This window comes from Ulvibacter sp. 2305UL32-6, from assembly GCF_058148545.1.
Genome location: NZ_JBYVKA010000001.1, coordinates 480,331 through 498,909 on the forward strand (window position 1 = coordinate 480,331; position 18,579 = coordinate 498,909).

The 18,579-nt window shown below is 37.0% G+C and carries 15 protein-coding genes; 14 read left to right on the plus strand and 1 reads right to left on the minus strand.

Translation table 11 applies throughout. From position 1 onward, the window contains the following. The first annotated feature begins 27 nt into the window (after nucleotides 1-27). The 12 genes from ACY2RU_RS02315 to acs all read left to right on the plus strand — a co-directional run bounded on the left by ACY2RU_RS02315 (nucleotide 28) and on the right by acs (nucleotide 13,149). A complete protein-coding gene (locus ACY2RU_RS02315) occupies nucleotides 28-714 on the plus strand; it encodes an SDR family NAD(P)-dependent oxidoreductase (RefSeq protein ID WP_490136788.1) in 687 nt (228 codons plus the stop codon). 3 nt (nucleotides 715-717) lie between these two features. Then, nucleotides 718-885: a Lacal_2735 family protein gene (locus ACY2RU_RS02320; protein ID WP_490136789.1), complete on the plus strand. Its 168-nt coding sequence runs from the start codon at nucleotides 718-720 to the stop codon at nucleotides 883-885. 10 nt (nucleotides 886-895) lie between these two features. Continuing rightward, the gene (locus ACY2RU_RS02325; RefSeq protein ID WP_490136790.1) at nucleotides 896-1,180 is read left to right on the plus strand and encodes a TIGR03643 family protein; all 285 of its coding nucleotides are present in this window, start codon (nucleotides 896-898) and stop codon (nucleotides 1,178-1,180) included. Nucleotides 1,181-1,275: 95 nt separating this feature from the next. Continuing rightward, nucleotides 1,276-1,404, plus strand: a complete 129-nt coding sequence (locus tag ACY2RU_RS02330; protein ID WP_490136791.1) for a DUF2256 domain-containing protein — start codon at nucleotides 1,276-1,278, stop codon at nucleotides 1,402-1,404. A gap of 407 nt (nucleotides 1,405-1,811) precedes the next feature. Next, nucleotides 1,812-2,225: an IS1/IS1595 family N-terminal zinc-binding domain-containing protein gene (locus tag ACY2RU_RS02335; protein ID WP_490136792.1), complete on the plus strand. Its 414-nt coding sequence runs from the start codon at nucleotides 1,812-1,814 to the stop codon at nucleotides 2,223-2,225. Between the two features lie 105 nt (nucleotides 2,226-2,330). Further along, the gene (locus tag ACY2RU_RS02340; RefSeq protein WP_490136793.1) at nucleotides 2,331-3,575 is read left to right on the plus strand and encodes a hypothetical protein; all 1,245 of its coding nucleotides are present in this window, start codon (nucleotides 2,331-2,333) and stop codon (nucleotides 3,573-3,575) included. 11 nt (nucleotides 3,576-3,586) lie between these two features. Further along, nucleotides 3,587-3,850, plus strand: coding sequence for a DUF4212 domain-containing protein (locus ACY2RU_RS02345; protein WP_490136794.1), 264 nt, complete (start codon nucleotides 3,587-3,589; stop codon nucleotides 3,848-3,850). Between the two features lie 25 nt (nucleotides 3,851-3,875). Then, complete coding sequence (locus ACY2RU_RS02350) at nucleotides 3,876-5,651, plus strand: sodium:solute symporter family protein (RefSeq protein WP_490136795.1); 1,776 nt, start codon at nucleotides 3,876-3,878, stop codon at nucleotides 5,649-5,651. A gap of 311 nt (nucleotides 5,652-5,962) precedes the next feature. Beyond that, nucleotides 5,963-8,653, plus strand: a complete 2,691-nt coding sequence (locus tag ACY2RU_RS02355) for a sodium:solute symporter family transporter (protein ID WP_490136796.1) — start codon at nucleotides 5,963-5,965, stop codon at nucleotides 8,651-8,653. Nucleotides 8,654-8,666: 13 nt separating this feature from the next. Then, a complete protein-coding gene (locus tag ACY2RU_RS02360; protein ID WP_490136797.1) occupies nucleotides 8,667-9,032 on the plus strand; it encodes a response regulator transcription factor in 366 nt (121 codons plus the stop codon). A gap of 295 nt (nucleotides 9,033-9,327) precedes the next feature. Further along, nucleotides 9,328-11,223, plus strand: a complete 1,896-nt coding sequence (locus ACY2RU_RS02365; RefSeq protein ID WP_490136798.1) for an acetate--CoA ligase — start codon at nucleotides 9,328-9,330, stop codon at nucleotides 11,221-11,223. An 18-nt stretch (nucleotides 11,224-11,241) separates the two neighbouring features. Then, nucleotides 11,242-13,149, plus strand: coding sequence for an acetate--CoA ligase (gene acs / locus ACY2RU_RS02370; RefSeq protein WP_490136799.1), 1,908 nt, complete (start codon nucleotides 11,242-11,244; stop codon nucleotides 13,147-13,149). A gap of 100 nt (nucleotides 13,150-13,249) precedes the next feature. Here the strand turns inward: acs and ACY2RU_RS02375 are convergent, their stop codons facing one another. After that, complete coding sequence (locus tag ACY2RU_RS02375; protein WP_490136800.1) at nucleotides 13,250-14,272, minus strand: LacI family DNA-binding transcriptional regulator; 1,023 nt, start codon at nucleotides 14,270-14,272, stop codon at nucleotides 13,250-13,252. Between the two features lie 120 nt (nucleotides 14,273-14,392). On the opposite strand from ACY2RU_RS02375, the gene ACY2RU_RS02380 reads away from it, so the two are divergent. Both ACY2RU_RS02380 and ACY2RU_RS02385 read left to right on the plus strand, forming a co-directional pair. Further along, nucleotides 14,393-17,056 (plus strand): TonB-dependent receptor, encoded by a 2,664-nt coding sequence (locus tag ACY2RU_RS02380; RefSeq protein WP_490136801.1) that lies wholly within the window; start codon nucleotides 14,393-14,395, stop codon nucleotides 17,054-17,056. A gap of 88 nt (nucleotides 17,057-17,144) precedes the next feature. Beyond that, entirely contained in the window at nucleotides 17,145-18,455 is a 1,311-nt protein-coding gene (locus ACY2RU_RS02385; RefSeq protein WP_490136802.1) for an MGH1-like glycoside hydrolase domain-containing protein, read from the plus strand. Nucleotides 18,456-18,579 lie beyond the last annotated feature (124 nt).

An 18,579-nucleotide genomic window follows, 5' to 3' on the forward strand; every position in this document is an offset into this window, starting at 1 on the left:
ACTAGTATTTTTATAAAAATACCTAAAATGAAGACAAACATAATCATTGGAGGCAGTAAAGGCATAGGAGAGGCGATTGTTGCACAATTACTTTCTCAAGATGAGGCTGTTATTAATATCAGTAGGTCGCAACCCAAAACTAATCATGCAAATTTAACCCACTATTCTTGTGATGTTTTAAATGATGAACTTCCTGAAGTTGATCAAGTGGATGCCCTAATTTACTGTCCGGGTAGCATCAATTTAAAACCGTTTCCAAGACTCGCTGTTTCCGACTTTAAAGATGATTTTGAGATCAATGTTATTGGCGCGGTAAAAGTTATTCAGCACTTTTTGCCGCAACTCAAAAAGAGTGAAAGCCCAGCGATCTTATTATTTAGTACAGTTGCAGTAAAACTTGGGATGCCTTATCACGCAAGTATTGCAACCGCTAAAGCAGGCGTTGAAGGTCTTGTAAAATCACTTGGTGCCGAATTCGCCCCAAAATTACGCATCAACGCTATAGCGCCTACGGTGACAAATACTGAGTTAGCTTCAAAATTACTTCGGAATAAAAAAATGATAGAAAATATTACCGAAAGACATCCCTTAAAAAAATTCTTAGAGCCAGAAGAGGTAGCCAATATGGCTGCGTTCTTAATTTCGGATAAAGCCGCTGCCCTCTCTGGGCAAGTGTTTGAAATGGATTGTGGCATTGTAACATTTAAAATATAACTCATGTTCGGATTATTTAAAAAGAAAAACCCAAAAGATAAGCTCTACGCCCAATACCTTAAGTTGATGGAGGAGGCAAAAAATACGTCGATATCCAACCGAAAATTAAGTGATCAAAAATATGCAGAAGCTGAAGAAGTCATGAAAAAAATTGAAGCGCTAGGCGTTTAAAACTTTTATCATGCAAAAAGAGACATTTACCGAGCGCCAACTTGACCGCATCATAGAAATGGCCTGGGAAGACCGAACACCCTTTGAAGCCATCGAATATCAATTCGGCCTTCCCGAAAAGGAGGTCATTAAAACCATGCGCAGACATTTAAAGGAAAGCAGCTTTAAGTTGTGGCGAAAACGAGTTAATAGTGGTGTAAGTACCAAACACGCAAAAAAAAGAAACACAGCTATTAATCGCTTTAAATCAACACGACAGCGAGTAATCACGGGAAACCAAATAAGCAAACGATAAGTTCTCTTATATTTTTTAAAACACTTCAAAGTTGTACGTAAAGTTACTAGCCACTACTATGGTACCGTTTATAGTAAGCTTATAAAATGGGTCAGATGAAAAAACCGTTACCCGAAAAAATCTGCCTCGTGTGTAAAAAATCATTTCATTGGCGAAAAAAGTGGGCGCGTGATTGGAACGAAGTTCGGTATTGTAGTGAACGTTGCAGACGAAATAAGCCATGAGTGAATGACTTAATTAAGAGCTTCTGTCGTTGCAATACCCAAAGCATTAAATAAACGCGTTGGAGCCGAATTTGTTTATAATAGACTTTTAATTGGTGCGAAATACACCCTTCCTCTAAAGCAAGATCTTTTCGTCGAAATGTAAAAGCAAAAAACAACATGGCCCTATATCTCAATTATGCGCTATAAATGGTGTATTGAGCGTATGGTCTCTTTTGAAGCAATACTGCACGAATCAAAGAAAACGCAAGAACTTTAGTTATTGACAATCCCTTTTTAATTTGTGTAACGCTTCAGAATAATTGCAATTGCACACTCTTTTGCTCATGCCATTCGGAAAGAAGAAATAGTCAAAACACAAAATTTTATTGCTAATTTACTATATTTATGCTAAATAACTATATCTAATGAGAACTTGCCCTAATTGTAATTCAGAAAATCATATTAAAAGCGGCATTATTAATAACAGACAACGCTTTAAATGCAAAGATTGCAATTACTTTTTTACGGTAGATAAATTGGGTAAAAAGATTGATGATTACTACGTTAATAAAGCTTTACAACTGTACTTAGAAGGTCTCACCTATCGTGAAATAGAACGTATTCTTGGAATCTCTCACGTTAGCATAATGAACTGGGTGAAAAAATATAACATCAAACGCCCCTACAACTCAAAATATCACCCAACATATAAAATTTTAAATACTACCGAACTCGGTGTTTACTTCAGTAATCCAGAAAACATAAAAGGTGCAGGCGTTGTTGTTACTGAATTGGGAGATAAATTCATGCTGATCAAATGGGAGCGATTCAAAGAGTAAGATATACTATTAGCAAATAAGTATATTAATTTTTAGTTAACAAATTGTTTTTTAGAGCTTAGCGGTGCACACAGAATCAATTATTCACCACTTAATTCTAAAACAATGAAAAGACATTTTATTATATTGATTGGACTATTAATTGTGTCTTTTCAATGTATTATCGCCCAAGGATCTCCTGATTACTCAGGAGGTCTCAAGGTGACATTTAATGAGGAAGGTTCTAAATACCTTCGAATAATTTCTTGGGCACAGGTTCAAGCCAATTATAATCTCGATGACACTTTTGATGCAAACGGCAACGAAAACAGTCCGTTAGATTTCAATTTAAGACGAGCTCGTGTTCTAATGTTCGCACAGATCAATGAGAAATTTTTAATCTTAACCCACTTCGGATTAAACAGCCTTAACAGCTCGCAATTGAGTCCTACCGGCAAAGGAGATGGATCCCAGTTATTTTTTCATGACGTATGGGCACAGTACAATTTATCTGCCAATCATACTCTAGGTGGCGGGTTACACTATTTTAATGGAATTTCCAGATTGAATAATCAAAGCACTCTAAATATGATGACGCTTGATAACAACCGTCAGTCTTGGGCTACAATTGGTCTTTCAGACCAGTTTGCGAGACATCTAGGAGTATTTGCAAAAGGTAAATTTGAAAAATTACAATATCGCGTCGCAATCAATGATGCTTCTGTATCTACTTTAGATGGTCGTACCGCTTTAGCCAGTGAGGCTGTTTATAACGGTCGTGCCACATTGGGATCTAAGGCCGCAAGTAAAACATATTCGGGATATTTCGATTATAATTTATTAGATCAAGAATCTAACTTTTTGCCCTATAAGGTAGGAACCTATCTTGGCGGTAAAAAAGTTTTTAATGTTGGAGCTGGTTTCTTTTTACACCCTAGTGGTTCAGTAATCGACACAGGCACTGAATTAGAACCAAATTTACAAGGCGAAGATGTATCAATTTTTGCAGTAGATGCATTCTATGATACACCTCTTGGAGAAAACGGAAGCGCCATTACAGCATACGCCGTTTATCAAAACAGCAATTATGGTAAAAATTACTTATTTAGTGCATACGGAACGGGTAGTATGGTGTATGGGCATGTGGGCTACGTATTTAAAGGCGAAAGTACTAAAACTAGGTATCAACCTTATCTAAGCTATGGAACACACAGCTACGACGCCGTAGATGATAGCAGAAATACGCTCGGAATTGGTCTCAACGCCTATATGAGCGGTCACAATTCTAAACTTACTTTAGAATATAAGAAGCAAGAGTTTGGAGCATTAGATTCAAATATAATTACTCTTCAAGCAATGATCTACCTATAAAATTTTCAACAATGAATAATGAGAAACAAAAACACGCGACAGCCTATTGGAAAGAGAACATCAAGTATTTGACCATCTTACTCTCCATATGGTTTATTGTATCCTATGGATGCGGCATTTTCTTTAGAGAAGAACTCAACCAAATAAGACTTGGAGGCTTTAAACTCGGGTTTTGGTTTGCCCAACAAGGCTCTATTTATGTATTCGTAATACTGATTTTCGTTTACGTACGATTAATGAACAAACTAGATAAAAAATACGGTTTCGACGAGTAACCACTAACCAAAAAATGATAACATTATGAGCGTACAAACGTGGACTTGGATATTAGTAGGGGTTACTTTTGCCCTTTATTTCGGAATTGCACTATGGGCCCGTGCGGGGTCAACAAAAGAATTTTATGTAGCTAGTGGCGGTGTTTCACCACTTGCAAATGGTATGGCCACAGCCGCAGATTGGATGAGTGCAGCCTCTTTTATAAGTATGGCGGGATTAATTTCCTTTATGGGATATGATGGATCTGTTTATTTGATGGGCTGGACCGGAGGATATGTACTTCTTGCCTTGCTATTGGCTCCATATCTCCGAAAGTTTGGAAAATTTACAGTCCCAGATTTTATTGGAGATAGATATTATTCAAACACAGCGAGAACGGTAGCAGTTATTTGTGCCCTTATCGTCTCTTTTACCTATGTCGCGGGTCAAATGCGCGGTGTTGGAATTGTGTTTTCTCAATTCTTACAAGTTGACATTACTTTAGGAGTTATTATAGGAATGACCGTAGTTCTCATTTTTGCTTTATTAGGTGGAATGAAAGGTATTACCTATACGCAAGTTGCACAATACTGTGTGCTCATCTTTGCTTTTATGGTACCCGCAATTTTCATTTCTCTGCAAATGACCGGCAACGTTATTCCACAAATTGGCATGGGTGGCACTTTAGAAGATGGAACTTTTCTTTTAGATAAACTCGACACACTTCATACCGAACTAGGCTTTAAAGAATATACCAGTGGTTCTAAATCTACCTGGGATGTTTTTGCCATTACACTAGCATTAATGGTTGGTACGGCAGGATTACCGCATGTAATTGTACGGTTCTTTACGGTTCCGAAGGTTAAAGACGCACGGAAATCTGCAGGGTTGGCTTTATTATTTATTGCTATTCTATACACTACGGCGCCAGCCATTGCAGTATTTTCAAGAACTAATCTTATTGAAACGGTAAGTAATCAAGAATATACTGAGATCCCGGCATGGTTTAAGAACTGGGAAGACACTGGATTGATCGCATGGGCCGATAAAAATGGTGATGGAAAGATACAATATGTAGAAGGTAGCGCTTTAGATGGTAAAAAGCCCATATACACTGAACTTAGAGGTTCTAGTGGTCAACGGTTAATTTCAAATCCAAGTACGGAAATTAACGAACTTTATGTTGACCGTGATATTATGGTACTTGCAAATCCTGAGATCGCCAACCTTCCAAATTGGGTAATTGCACTCGTTGCGGCAGGTGGTTTGGCAGCAGCGTTATCTACCGCAGCCGGACTTTTACTCGTAATTTCAACTTCAATTTCTCACGATCTAATCAAAAAACAAATAAAGCCGAACATTTCAGATAAAGGAGAATTACTTGCAGCTCGTATTGCGATCATAGTAGCGATCATTATTGCTGGTTTATTCGGAATTTATCCACCAGGCTTCGTGGCCGCCGTCGTCGCATTAGCCTTTGGCCTTGCCGCAGCTTCGTTCTTTCCCGCTATAATTCTAGGGATATTCGACAAGCGTATGAATAAAGAAGGTGCTATTGCCGGAATGGTGGTCGGTATTATACTAATGTTATTTTATATGATACGTTATAAAACGGGACTTATAGGAATCATGGACGCAAGACCCGCAAGCGAATGGTGGTTTGGCACATCACCCGAAGGTTTTGGAACGATCGCAATGATAGTAAACGTGATAATTTCCATCACCGTGTCACGAATGACTCCCGCTCCACCCAAAGATGTTCAAGAAATGGTTGAAAGCATTAGAATCCCTTCAGGAGCTGGTGAAGCATCAAATCATTAAAACAAAAATGAGGCTTTCTTATTAATTTGGTTAGTTTGAAATCAGCATTATCTTTGGTAATGCTGATTTCTTATTTGTAAAAACTACTTACTTTTAAGCATTCCAGAATGAAAGAAAGAAAAAAATGAAAAAACGGCACGAACAAAAACTAATCGTTCTCTCGATAGCACTCTTTTTAGCCTTCAACATCCCATTCATTTTTATCTTTAATTTTGAAGGGGCCGTATTTGGGATTCCTTCATTATACTTCTCTATTTTTTCAATATGGCTGGTTTCAATAATTATTTCATATATCGTACTAAAACGTCATTATGAGTAATTACGCTCTGGTTGCTATAATAATTGGTTATCTAACAGTACTATTTTGTATTGCTTTTCTTGCTGAAAAAAAAGGCAGAAGTAAGTGGGTTAATAATCCGTATGTCTATACTTTATCATTGGCTGTTTACTGTTCTGCGTGGACCTATTACGGTAGCATTGGCATAGCTGCCAATTCTGGAATAAATTTTTTACCCATATACCTAGGTCCGGTAATAGCAGCACCGCTATGGATACTCGTACTTAGAAAAGTCATTAGAATTTCTAAACAACACAAGATCTCCTCTATAGCAGATTTTATGTCGTTACGCTACGGAAACAATAGGTTTCTGGGTGCATTGGTAACCTTGGTCTGTTTATTCGGAACCTTGCCTTACATTTCACTACAACTCAAAGCCGTTTCAGAAACTTTTGAGATCATGACCGATGAGACTAGCTATATTTCTACGTCGATCATAGATGACTCAACATTTTATGTGGCGCTGATGTTAGCCATATTTGCCGCTTTCTTCGGAACTCAAAATACCGATGCTTCCGAAAAACACAAAGGTATCATTGCGTCGATTGCATTTGAATCAATCATAAAGCTGGTTTTCTTTTTGCTAATTGGTAGCTATGTAACTTTCTATCTTTTTGGTGGCACAACTGATATTTACAATAAAATGTCGGTCACCGAAAACTTTAGTAAGCTGGTCACATTTAATGGTTTGGAAGAAGGCTTTAATTGGTTTTTTATGATCGCTTTATCCTTTATGGCAATATTTCTACTACCGAGACAATTTCAGGTTTCGGTTGTAGAAAATAACAGAGAAAAACATTTAAAAAAGGCCATTTGGCTGTTTCCTCTCTATCTTTTGTTGTTTAATGTCTTTGTTATTTTTATTGCTTGGGCAGGTAATCTAACTTTTGGTGACACACAAAAAAATGAATACTTCGCGCTGTTACTTCCTTTAGAATCAGGGAATACTTTCTTAGCTACCTTGGTGTTTTTAGGTGGTTTTTCAGCAGTAATGTCTATGGTAATTGTTTCAACCCTCGCCCTCTCAACCATGGTGAGTAACAACCTAATAATTCCGTATGGATTCCTAGATAAATTCATTAAAAACAAACCTGAACGCAATGCTAAATATATTAAGAACATACGACGGATCTCAATTTTCATCATTATAATTACCGCCTATTTCTTTTATGTTTCCTTTTCGAAAGAACTTTCGCTTTATTCAATTGGCTTGATTTCTTTTGTTATTATTTCACAATTAGGACCATCTTTTTTTATTGGTCTATTTTGGAATCGGGGGTCATCAAAAGGCGCCGTAATAGGTATCCTAGCAGGTTTCTTTGTTTCTTTCTATACACTCATTTTGCCATTTACGGTAGCAGCGTACACCGGGAGTAATGATTTTACACAATACGGACTTGCAGGCATTTCTGGCTTAAGACCACATGCACTATTTGGAATAGATTTTTTAAGCCCCCCAGCCCATGCTTTCTTTTGGAGTATGACATTTAATATTTTATGTTATCTCGTGTTTTCTTTAACAGAAAAAGGAAACTATAGAGAACGTAATTATGCCGAAATGTTTGTGGATAGTAGAAATTTCTCGTCATTACAAGACAATGCACTAGTCTGGCGAGGTGAAGCCTATGTAGCAGATATCAAAAATGTTCTTGTTCGTTTTTTAGGAGAAAATCGAGCTACACGTGCCCTGAGGATATTTTTTACAAAATACAAATTACCCCAAGATACGCAACTAGCGGATGCTCGTCTAATCAATTTTTCTGAAAAATTACTAACGGGTAGTATTGGAAGCGCTTCTGCGAAAATTTTAATCGCCAGCGTTGTAAAGGAAGAACAGATCAGTCTGCCTGAAGTACTCAAAATTTTAGAAGAATCTAAAGAACATATCGTAAGTAATAAAGTGCTTAAGGAAAAATCAGACGAACTTTCTCAACTCTCTACCAAATTAAAAGAAGCTAATCAAGAATTAATTAGTAAAGACAAACAAAAAGATGCGTTTTTAGACACCGTAGCGCATGAACTCAAAACACCTATAACAGGAATTCGAGCCGCCACCGAATTATTAATGGATGACGGCGATGACATGCCTAAAGACATAAAAGAACAATTTTTAAAAAACATAGTTCAGGATTCTGATCGCTTAGGGCGATTGATCAATAATATATTAGATTTTGAAAAACTAGAAACTGGGCGTTTAAATTTAGATCTCTCCTACAATGACCTTCAGAAAACAATAAAAAAAGCGATTGCCAGCGTATCTCAAATTGCCGCTAAAAAGAAAATTGAAATAGTTAATGAAAATGTGCACTCGTTTAAGATCGACTATGACGAAGATCGTATTTTACAGGTACTTACTAATCTATTATCAAACGCCATTAAATTTTGCGCACCTGAGACAGGCAGGATCACAGTCGATTATAAACTCGGAAATAATGTAGTAGAAGTTTCTGTAACCGACAATGGAAAAGGTGTTTCCGAAGAAGATCACGAATTCATTTTTGACAAATTTTATCAATCAAAATATCAAAACACTATAAAACCACAAGGCAGTGGTCTCGGACTAGCAATAACAAAGCAGATTGTAGAAAAACACAACGGAAAAATATGGGCAAAAAAACACGTAAAAAACGGGGCTATCCTTGTTTTCACAATACCTTTTAAGTAACTTGTACTGTGGTATGAAAAACAAAATTTTAATCGTAGATGATGAGCCGAATATTGTAATGTCTCTTGAATATGCTTTTAAAAAACAAGATTTCGAAGTTTATATCGCAAGAGATGGAGTTGAGGCCATAGATATATTAAAACATCAAGTACCAAATATTATATTGTTAGATGTAATGATGCCCAATGTAGATGGCTATCAAACATTAAAATATATTAAAAGTTCAGATAGTTTAAAAGACACTAAGGTTGTCTTTTTAACAGCAAAAAATAAAGCTTCAGATATTGAAAAGGGTTTAAAACTTGGAGCTGATAAATATTTAACTAAACCTTTTTCCGTAAAAAAAATAGTTTCTGAAATATTAGAACTATTGACCTAGAACTGTTCTTTTGTCTTTTACTTAGATATTGATTTTGTGTGCAAACAAACAATGTTTAATTAAAAAGAAAAGATATGAAATTTCGTATAAACCCTTTAGCATCAGATATTTTTATAAGTATCTACGCTGTCGTGTCGCTGTTTGTCAGATTCAAGTATGAGAATCAAATAAACGTTAGCGCCATGCATTCTTTGGTTATTGGAATTAGCTTTGCATTAATACTTTATGCTCTCATTAAACTAAAAGTACTAAATCCAAATTGGTTTGGTTTGTTTAATCGTCAAAAATCATAACCGTGAAGTATCAGGAATTTTACCAACGAAGTATTATAGATCCGCAAGGTTTTTGGAATGAACAAGCCAATCAATTAGACTGGCATAAAAGACCAACAACTATAGTTTCAAAAGACAGTTATAACTATCCACAATGGTTTGAAGACGGGAGGCTTAACTTGAGTTATCTCTGTATTGACAAACACATTCAAGATGGTTATGGAGATCAAGTCGCTGTGATTTACGATTCTCCCGTAACCAACACAAAAACACATATAACTTTTAATGAATTACATCTACAAGTTTCAAAGCTTGCAGGTGGCTTACAGCGCTTAGGACTTGAGAAAGGCGACACGTGCATTATCTATATGCCAATGATTCCTCAGGCTTTATATGCTATGTTAGCCTGTGTTAGAATTGGCGTGATTCATTCAGTTGTGTTTGGCGGTTTTGCACCCCATGAGTTAGCCATTCGTATTGACGACTGTAAACCGAAGGCTATTATCACCGCTTCCAATGGAATAGAGATAGAACGGATTATTCCGTACAAACCATTTGTAGATGAAGCTATTTCCAAAGCGATAAATAAACCTGAAAAGGTCATCGTGTTTGACAGAGAGCTGGGCGTGGAAATTCCGATGAAAGAATACGATATTGACTATAAAACCTTAGTTAATCAATCTCCGTCGATTGATGCCATTGCAGTAGAATCAACACATCCTTCATATATTTTATATACCTCCGGAACAACAGGAAAACCAAAAGGTATAATTCGTGATACCGGTGGCTATGCAACTGCCTTAAAATTTTCTATGAAAAATGTATATGGTGTTACCGAAGGAGATGTTTTTTGGGCTGCAAGTGATGTAGGCTGGGTTGTAGGCCACAGTTTTATTGTTTATGGTCCGCTATTGAACCGAAACACCACAGTTTTATTTGAAGGAAAACCAATAAAAACGCCCGACGCGTCTACTTTTTGGCGCGTAATTAGTGAGCACAACGTCAAGGCAATGTTTACCGCTCCCACCGCAATTAGAGCCATAAGAAAAGAAGATCCGGAGGCTGCATTATTAAAGCAATTTGATATTTCCTGTTTAAAATATCAATTCTTAGCGGGAGAGCGATGTGATGTCTCTACCCTAAATTGGACACAGGAGAAATTGAAAGTCCCAGTAATTGATCATTGGTGGCAAACCGAAAGTGGCTGGCCAATGGTGGCGAACATGGTGGGAATTGATTTACAAGAAGTAAAACCTGGCTCTGCCGGATTACCCGTTTGTGGTTATGACATTGATATTTTAAACGAAGAAGGCGAGCAAGTACCGTCTAGTGTAGAAGGATATGTAGCGGTGAAACTACCATTGCCACCAGGAACATTAACCAATTTATGGAATAATCCAGAACGCTTTAAATCTGGATATCTGGAACGCTTTCCGGGATATTATTTCTCGGGAGATGGAGGCTATAAAGATGAAGACGGTTATATTTTTATAACTGGCCGTGTTGACGATATTATAAATGTAGCAGGTCACCGACTCTCTACGGCCGAGATGGAAGAAATTGTTTCCTCACACAAAGATGTGGCCGAATGTGCTGTTTTTGGTGTGCACTGTGAGATCAAAGGTCAAAAACCTTTAGGTTTGGTCGTTTTAAAATTTGCTGAAACGATTGATCCTGCTCAGGTTCAGAAAGAGATCATACAAGATGTAAGAAGAGAAATTGGTGCTGTTGCATCTTTTAGAGACGTCTTGGTGGTAGAACGTTTGCCGAAGACACGTAGTGGAAAAACCCTTCGTAAATTGCTTCGGAATATCGCAGATGAGCAACAATATAACATACCATCTACCATTGATGATAGTACTATTATCGATGAAATAAAATTAATATATCAAATCAATAAAATTGGGATCCATAAATAATCTTAAAGCTAAAAAATCATGAGTAATTATCATATAAAACACCTAGAGGAGTATTATCAAGTGTATCGTAAATCGATTGCTAATCCAGAAAATTTCTGGGAAGAAATTGCTGGCGAACATTTCCTATGGAGAAAAAAATGGAACAAGGTTTTAAGCTGGGATTTTACAAAACCCCAAGTGAAATGGTTTGAAGGAGCAAAACTGAATATCACCGAAAACTGTATTGACAGACATTTATATACAAAAGGCGACAAAACTGCCATTATTTTTGAGCCTAACAATCCCGACGAAGAAGCGCTGCATATTTCATATCACGAGCTACACGAAAGAGTATGCAAATTTGCCAATGTATTGAAAGAAAACGGTATAAAAAAAGGAGATCGTGTTTGTATCTACCTTCCCATGATCCCAGAACTGGCAGTTTCTGTCCTTGCCTGTGCTCGTATTGGGGCAATTCATTCGGTTGTTTTTGCTGGCTTTTCTTCCACGGCCTTATCTACACGAATTAACGATAGTGACTGTAAATTGGTTGTTACCAGCGATGGTTCATATAGAGGCGCAAAAACTATAGATCTAAAAGGAATTGTTGATGAAGCTTTAGAAGAATGTAGCTGCGTCAAAACCGTTTTGGTTGCAAAGCGAATTCATTCTGAAGTCAATATGGTAAAAGATCGCGACAAATGGCTACAGCCCTTACTGGATGAAGCTTATAAAGACTGCGTTCCAGAGATAATGGATGCCGAAGACCCTCTCTTCATTCTCTACACCTCAGGTTCAACTGGAAAACCTAAAGGCATGGTACACAGCACGGCTGGATATATGGTATATACCGCCTATACCTTTAAAAATGTATTCCAATATATCGATGATGATGTATATTGGTGTACCGCAGATATAGGTTGGATCACAGGGCATAGCTATATTGTCTACGGACCTTTATGTAATGGAGCCACTACAGTGATGTTCGAAGGAGTGCCAAGCTATCCCGATTTTGGACGATTTTGGGAGATTGTTGAAAAACACAAAGTAAATCAGTTTTATACAGCACCAACTGCTATCCGAGCGTTAGCCAAAGAGGGAGTAGAACATCTTGAAAAGTATGACTTATCATCTCTGAAAGTGCTAGGAACTGTTGGTGAACCCATAAATGAAGAAGCATGGCATTGGTATGACGACAACGTTGGTAAGAAAAAATCACCCATAGTTGATACTTGGTGGCAAACCGAAACGGGTGGAATTATGATAACCCCCATCGCCTTTTGCACACCAACGAAGCCCACTTACGCCACACTTCCTTTTATAGGAATTCAACCTGCTCTAATGGATGAGCATGGCGAAGAAATTAAAGGGAATCAAGTTGATGGACGTTTGTGTATTAAATTTCCCTGGCCAAGTATGGCGAGAACTATCTGGGGTGATCATCAACGTTATAAAGACACGTATTTTTCAGCATATGAAAACAAGTATTTTACCGGAGATGGCGCATTAAGAGACGAAGTTGGCTATTATCGTATCACAGGTCGCGTAGATGATGTAATTATTGTATCAGGTCATAACTTAGGTACAGCACCCATTGAAGATGCTATTAATGAACACCCTGCCGTTGCAGAAAGCGCCATTGTAGGTTTTCCACACGATATTAAAGGTAATGCGCTCTACGGATATGTAACTTTAAAGGAAACAGGAGAAAGTAGAAATCACGACAACTTAAGAAAAGAGATCAACCAAGTCATAACGGAACAAATTGGACCCATTGCAAAACTTGATAAAATCCAATTTACAGATGGACTACCTAAAACGCGTAGCGGTAAGATCATGCGTCGTATTCTTCGGAAAATTGCTTCGAAGGATACTAGTAATTTAGGTGATACAAGCACGCTTTTAAATCCTGAAGTGGTTCAGGAGATTATGGACAATAGTCTTTAAATAATTTCTATTTCAGAAATAAAAAGCAGCTATATCATTACTTATAGCTGCTTTTTACTTTAGTATATTTTTTAGGAGAAAGCTTGATATTTTTAAAGCATTAAGCTTTAAAAGAGGAATCTCTGATCACAATATTACAGTTAATTTCAACTAATTTACTTGCAATGTCGTCGTTTTCTCTTTCTATTTCTTCGATAAGAAATTTCACGGCGGTTTTTCCTATTTTTTCACCTGGCTGATCTACAGTGGTCAGGTTAGGTTCAATGATCAACGAATGGATAGAATTACTAAATCCGACAACCGCGATCTCCTCTGGAATTTTAATATTGTGCTTTTTTAGCGTTTGAATAACACCAATGGCCGCACTATCTGTAATGGCAAAAATGGCATCCGGCCTATTTTTAATACTCAACAGCGTTTTCGCCATTCTCTTGCCTTCAGCTAAAGATATATCATCGACACTAATAACAATTTTAGGATCTACTTCAATCCCATTTTCATTAAGCGCCCTTAAATACCCGGCATATCTTTTTTCTGAAGTGTATGAAAACTCTCTTTCTTTAATTATTGCAATGCGCTTCTTTCCTATTCCTATTAAGTGTTCAATTAGGTTAAAGGTTGCTTCCTCATCATTAATTGTAATTTGAGTACAAGGTATCTTGTCAGATCCTTTATCAAATAAAATTAAGGGAAGAGTATTAAGAGTTGGTAATATATTGTCAATATCGCGAGTCATTTTTGTAAGTGACGCGAGAATTCCATCTACCCCAAAATGAATCATGGTATTGAGCATTTCCTTTTGTTTTATCACATCGTTATTGGTTTCCGAAATAATAACACGATACCCTCTAACAGAGGACTCTTCTATTATCCCACGTATAATAGTAGTTGTAAAATAATGGGTCACATTAGGGACAATAACCCCAATGATATTGGTCTTATGATTTCTAAATCCTTTGGCAAATACGTTAGGCACATAATTGAGGTCAGACGCTAATTGTTTTACTCTAGCTTTTGTCTTTGCACTAATATCTGAATGATCATTTAGTGCTCTTGAAACCGTTGAAATAGATAAATCTAGTTCTAAAGCAAGTTTTTTTAAGGTCGTTATTTCTTTTTTCAAAACAAATTCTTTATATCAAACGTTCCCGCAAACGTTTGCGTACAAATATGATAAATTTTTAGCACTAATATTACGAATCTGATTATAAATTTGGTAACAATCAATTAATCTCTATGTAACATGAATAAAATTATCTTAACAGTGCTATGCGTTTTTTGCGTTTCTAGTGTTTTTTCACAAACAGAGATCTCTGGAACCGTAAAAGACAAAGCAGGCCTACCGATTAGTGGTGCAAATATTCTTTTAGTTGGTACTACTGCAGGTACTCTAGCAGATTTTGATGGTAACTTCAGTTTTACCACAGACCTTATGGGTGACCAAACCCTTCAATTTTCCTATTTGGGATATCAATCGAAAATACAACCTATCAACCTTAGTGGTACTCCGCTTAAATTTGATATTGTTTTACAGGAAGGAAGTTCTTTAGATGAAATTGTACTAACTGCGTCCTCAACTTTCAGATCACAAAAGGAGACGCCTATGTCTATTAGTTCAATAAAGGAAGAAAAGATTACCAAATTATCAGCAAATAGTCAGGCCGATATATTACGAAATGTACCTGGTATTACAGCGGAAGGTGGTGGTGGTGAAACTGCCACAAATTTATTTGTAAGAGGACTACCCTCTGGAGGTCAATATGTTTTTAATCCGTTGCAATATGACGGGATGCCTTTGATGAGCACTTTTGGTCTCAACTCTTCAGCACATGATGTCTACGCTCGACCTGATATAGGCTTTAAAGGAGTTGAATTTGTTAGAGGTGGTGCCGCAGTTTTATACGGCGCAGGATCTGTTGCAGGTATTATTAATTATACTAGCAAAACTGGAGATGTAAATGATGAAACTTTAATTCATGTTGAATGGGCTGATCAAGGCAGATTAAAAACAGATTTTTATTCAGGAGGAAAACTTGGAGGAGAAGATTCAAACACATTTTATGCCTTTACAGGATTTGTTAGAAAAGATGACGGTCCAATTGATGTTGGTTTAGCTACAAGAGGAGTTCAATTTAGAGGAAATATCAAAAAGAAGTTCGATAAAGGTTCTTTTACTGTTCACGGACAATTTATAAATGACAGAGCACAGTTCTACCTTCCTATTCCATTAGATGGTTCAAGTCGAGAGCGATTAAATGGTAACGATGGTGAACCAGTTCAACAACTCCTTACCGGAGAATTGGCAAACACGTCCTTTCTCACCCCAGGTGGTGTTTATGAAAGTCCTATAGAGGATGGTGTATTCACAAAAGGTGGCTATGTTATGGCCGATTTCAACTATAACCTTGACGAAAATTTAAAATTCAAGTCGAAAGTTAAATATGCAAACTATCAGCACAATTTTGCATTGTATGTTGGTGGAAACGGAGACTACGGAACGCCAATAACATTAAACGACTATGTGGCCGCTGTTGCACCAGGAAACACAGCGTATAGTGCGGTATATCAAGGAGGTGCTGGAGGAGAAATAAACGGCAATGATCTAGTGGTAGAAAACCTCCATGTAGATCGTTTACGACCAATGACAGATTATTCTGGAGAAGCCAATTTCATTCTAAAGTCTAAAGACGGAATACATACATACACAGCAGGAACTTTTCTTGCTAGAACTGAAGCTGAAGATGTAAATTATCAGTACCGAGTTCTTTCAGAATTCAACAATAACCCTCGCTTAGTAAATTTAACGTATACCGATTCAACTGGAAGCAATGTGGTCTATTCTACGGGAGGTCTCTATAATAGAATAGGAATGACATCTAATAATCATTTATCTCAAAGCCGAACAGCCTTCTATTTAACTGATGAAATGGTTTTAGACAGATGGCGTTTTGACGTTGGTTTCCGTATTGAATCAACAAAGGGAACGTTCAGAAAAGGCGGTTTATCAGAAACACAGGTATACGAAGATCCTGAACTTACAAGTAACTTACAAAATGTAAGTTTCGAAGACGGTTCATTTATCACAGGAGAAATAAAGGATACAGATTGGGCCGTATCACTTGCAGGGCTTTATAACTTAACAGATGCCACAAATTTATATGCCAACTTTTCAAGAGGGTTCTTCTTTCCACAGCAACGTGGCTTTGCTCCCACTCCTGGTATTCGAGAAACAGATTACAATGCAGAGACCATTCTTCAAGGAGAATTAGGCGCAAAATTTGGCACTCCTAAATTTTCAGGATCTGTTGCCGCATATTATGTGGGTTTAAGTGATCGTATTAAAATTACTCAGGCTATTTCTGGGGGCCAGTTAGTAGATGAAGCAAGAAGCGAACAATCAACAAGAACCATAGGTCTGGAAGCTAATGGAAATTACAAACTTGTAGAATCATTGAACCTTTTCGGTACATTAACTTATCAGGATCATGAAATAACAACAAATCAAAATGAAGATCTGATTAACGGAGGCATCACAACAGTAAATGAAGGAAATGAAATAGGAAGACAGCCAAACGTCTTGGGAAGTTTAGGTCTGGACTATGATGATACCATTATTGATACCAATGTAACTATAAATCATACCGGTAAAAAATTTGCCGATGACGCCAACCTTGTTGAATTGGACGCAATCACAATGGTACGAGTTGGAGCAGGTTACACGTTTGAAACACAAGAAGATAATTCATTGCGCTTCGGGATAAGTGTTTTTAACCTATTTGATAACTCCGGACTCACAGAAGGTAATCCTCGTGCCGGAAGTGCGGGTCAATCTGGCGACGGTGATTTCTTTGTTGGAAGACCTATTTTACCTAGAAGACTATTCTTAACCGCAACATTTAGTTTCTAAGTGTTAAATTGTTAATTAGCTTGTTTAACCACTCATCACTTGTAGTAACCTCGGGTGATGAGTTTTTTTATTTATTTGAAAAAAAATTATGAATTTACTGAAGAAAAAAGCCGAAGAAGTACTTATTAAAAACTGGAAAGACGGATTTAGCATCCCCTGTGCAAATTTATATCCATTTCAATGGTTTTGGGATTCTGGTTTAATAGCGATTGGTTTTGCTCATTTTGATATGGAAAAAGCCGAATCTGAATTGAAAACATTGTTGGATGCGCAGTGGAGCAACGGTTTTATCCCACATATTATTTTCCATACAGAAACAGACACTTACTTTCCAGGAGCCGATTATCACCGATCAGACTTGCATCCTGAATCTTCTAAAAAATATAGATCTACAGGAATGACACAACCCCCAGTTACAGGTTTTGTGTTAAAAGAGCTTTATAAAATCAGTAAAAATAAGCCCGAAACACTCAATTTTATTGCTGGTGTGATCGACAAAGTTTATAACAACCACGCATACTTCTACAAGCACAGAGATCCGCAAAACGAAGGCTTGGTCTATATTTATCACAACTGGGAATCTGGCACCGATAACTCTCCAATCTGGGATGATATTTGGGACACCATGAATCCTCCAGAATATACTTTTGAAAGGCGAGACACCACACATGTTGATGCTTCAGAAAGACCATCTAATAGAGAATACGATCATTATTTACATATCATAGAAATTGCTAAAGAACATCGATATGATGATGCGAAAATAGCCGAACTATCTCCTTTCTTAGTACAAGACCCCCTATTCAATGCGATGTTAATAAAATCAAACGAAGGTCTAATTGAACTCTATGAGCTATTAGGGGGAAATAAAACGAAAATATCACAGCTAAAAACATGGCAAGAAAAGGCTAAAAAAACTTTTAATAATAAACTGTATGACGAAGATCTAGGCGCATATATACATTATGACCTTCGTAACGAACGGCCTTTAAGACATGTGTCATCTTCCTCTTTCGCTCCTTTATTTGCAAATATTCCAACTGCCGAAAGAGCAGAAAAAATGGTTGAGACCATGATGAAAAAATTTGGCGGAGAACATCAATATTTGTGTGCTTCTTTTGATCCTGAGAGCGATAGGTTTAATCCCAAAAAATATTGGAGAGGACCTGTTTGGGTCAATCTTAATTGGATGGTTTACAATGGGCTAAAACAATATAAATTCTACGATATAGCAAAACGTGTAAAGCAGGATACTATTGAAATGATAGAAAAAAGTGAGTTTCATGAATATTTCGATTCGAGAAAAGAATTTCATAAAAATGGTGATGGAGGATACGGCGGAAATAATTTCTCATGGACTGCTGCCTTAGTAATCGATTTGCTAAATACTAACGATTAGATCGTTTCCTATTATTCAAACGCTGTTAAATGAGGACAACTTCGGAAGGTAAAACATATTGACTGTAGGGAGGTTTTAAAACATAGCGCTAAACAAAAAATGTCAATAAATATTATCTTATTAA

Bases quoted from the DNA above. Each gene is read 5' to 3' on its own strand.
- ACY2RU_RS02330 (WP_490136791.1), top strand. From the start codon at position 1,276: ATGAAAAAACCGTTACCCGAAAAAATCTGCCTCGTGTGTAAAAAATCA.
- ACY2RU_RS02340 (WP_490136793.1), top strand. From the start codon at position 2,331: ATGAAAAGACATTTTATTATATTGATTGGACTATTAATTGTGTCTTTT.
- ACY2RU_RS02335 (WP_490136792.1), top strand. From the start codon at position 1,812: ATGAGAACTTGCCCTAATTGTAATTCAGAAAATCATATTAAAAGCGGC.
- ACY2RU_RS02355 (WP_490136796.1), top strand. From the start codon at position 5,963: ATGAGTAATTACGCTCTGGTTGCTATAATAATTGGTTATCTAACAGTA.
- ACY2RU_RS02325 (WP_490136790.1), top strand. From the start codon at position 896: ATGCAAAAAGAGACATTTACCGAGCGCCAACTTGACCGCATCATAGAA.
- ACY2RU_RS02315 (WP_490136788.1), top strand. From the start codon at position 28: ATGAAGACAAACATAATCATTGGAGGCAGTAAAGGCATAGGAGAGGCG.
- acs (WP_490136799.1), top strand. From the start codon at position 11,242: ATGAGTAATTATCATATAAAACACCTAGAGGAGTATTATCAAGTGTAT.
- ACY2RU_RS02385 (WP_490136802.1), top strand. From the start codon at position 17,145: ATGAATTTACTGAAGAAAAAAGCCGAAGAAGTACTTATTAAAAACTGG.
- ACY2RU_RS02345 (WP_490136794.1), top strand. From the start codon at position 3,587: ATGAATAATGAGAAACAAAAACACGCGACAGCCTATTGGAAAGAGAAC.
- ACY2RU_RS02380 (WP_490136801.1), top strand. From the start codon at position 14,393: ATGAATAAAATTATCTTAACAGTGCTATGCGTTTTTTGCGTTTCTAGT.
- ACY2RU_RS02360 (WP_490136797.1), top strand. From the start codon at position 8,667: ATGAAAAACAAAATTTTAATCGTAGATGATGAGCCGAATATTGTAATG.
- ACY2RU_RS02320 (WP_490136789.1), top strand. From the start codon at position 718: ATGTTCGGATTATTTAAAAAGAAAAACCCAAAAGATAAGCTCTACGCC.
- ACY2RU_RS02350 (WP_490136795.1), top strand. From the start codon at position 3,876: ATGAGCGTACAAACGTGGACTTGGATATTAGTAGGGGTTACTTTTGCC.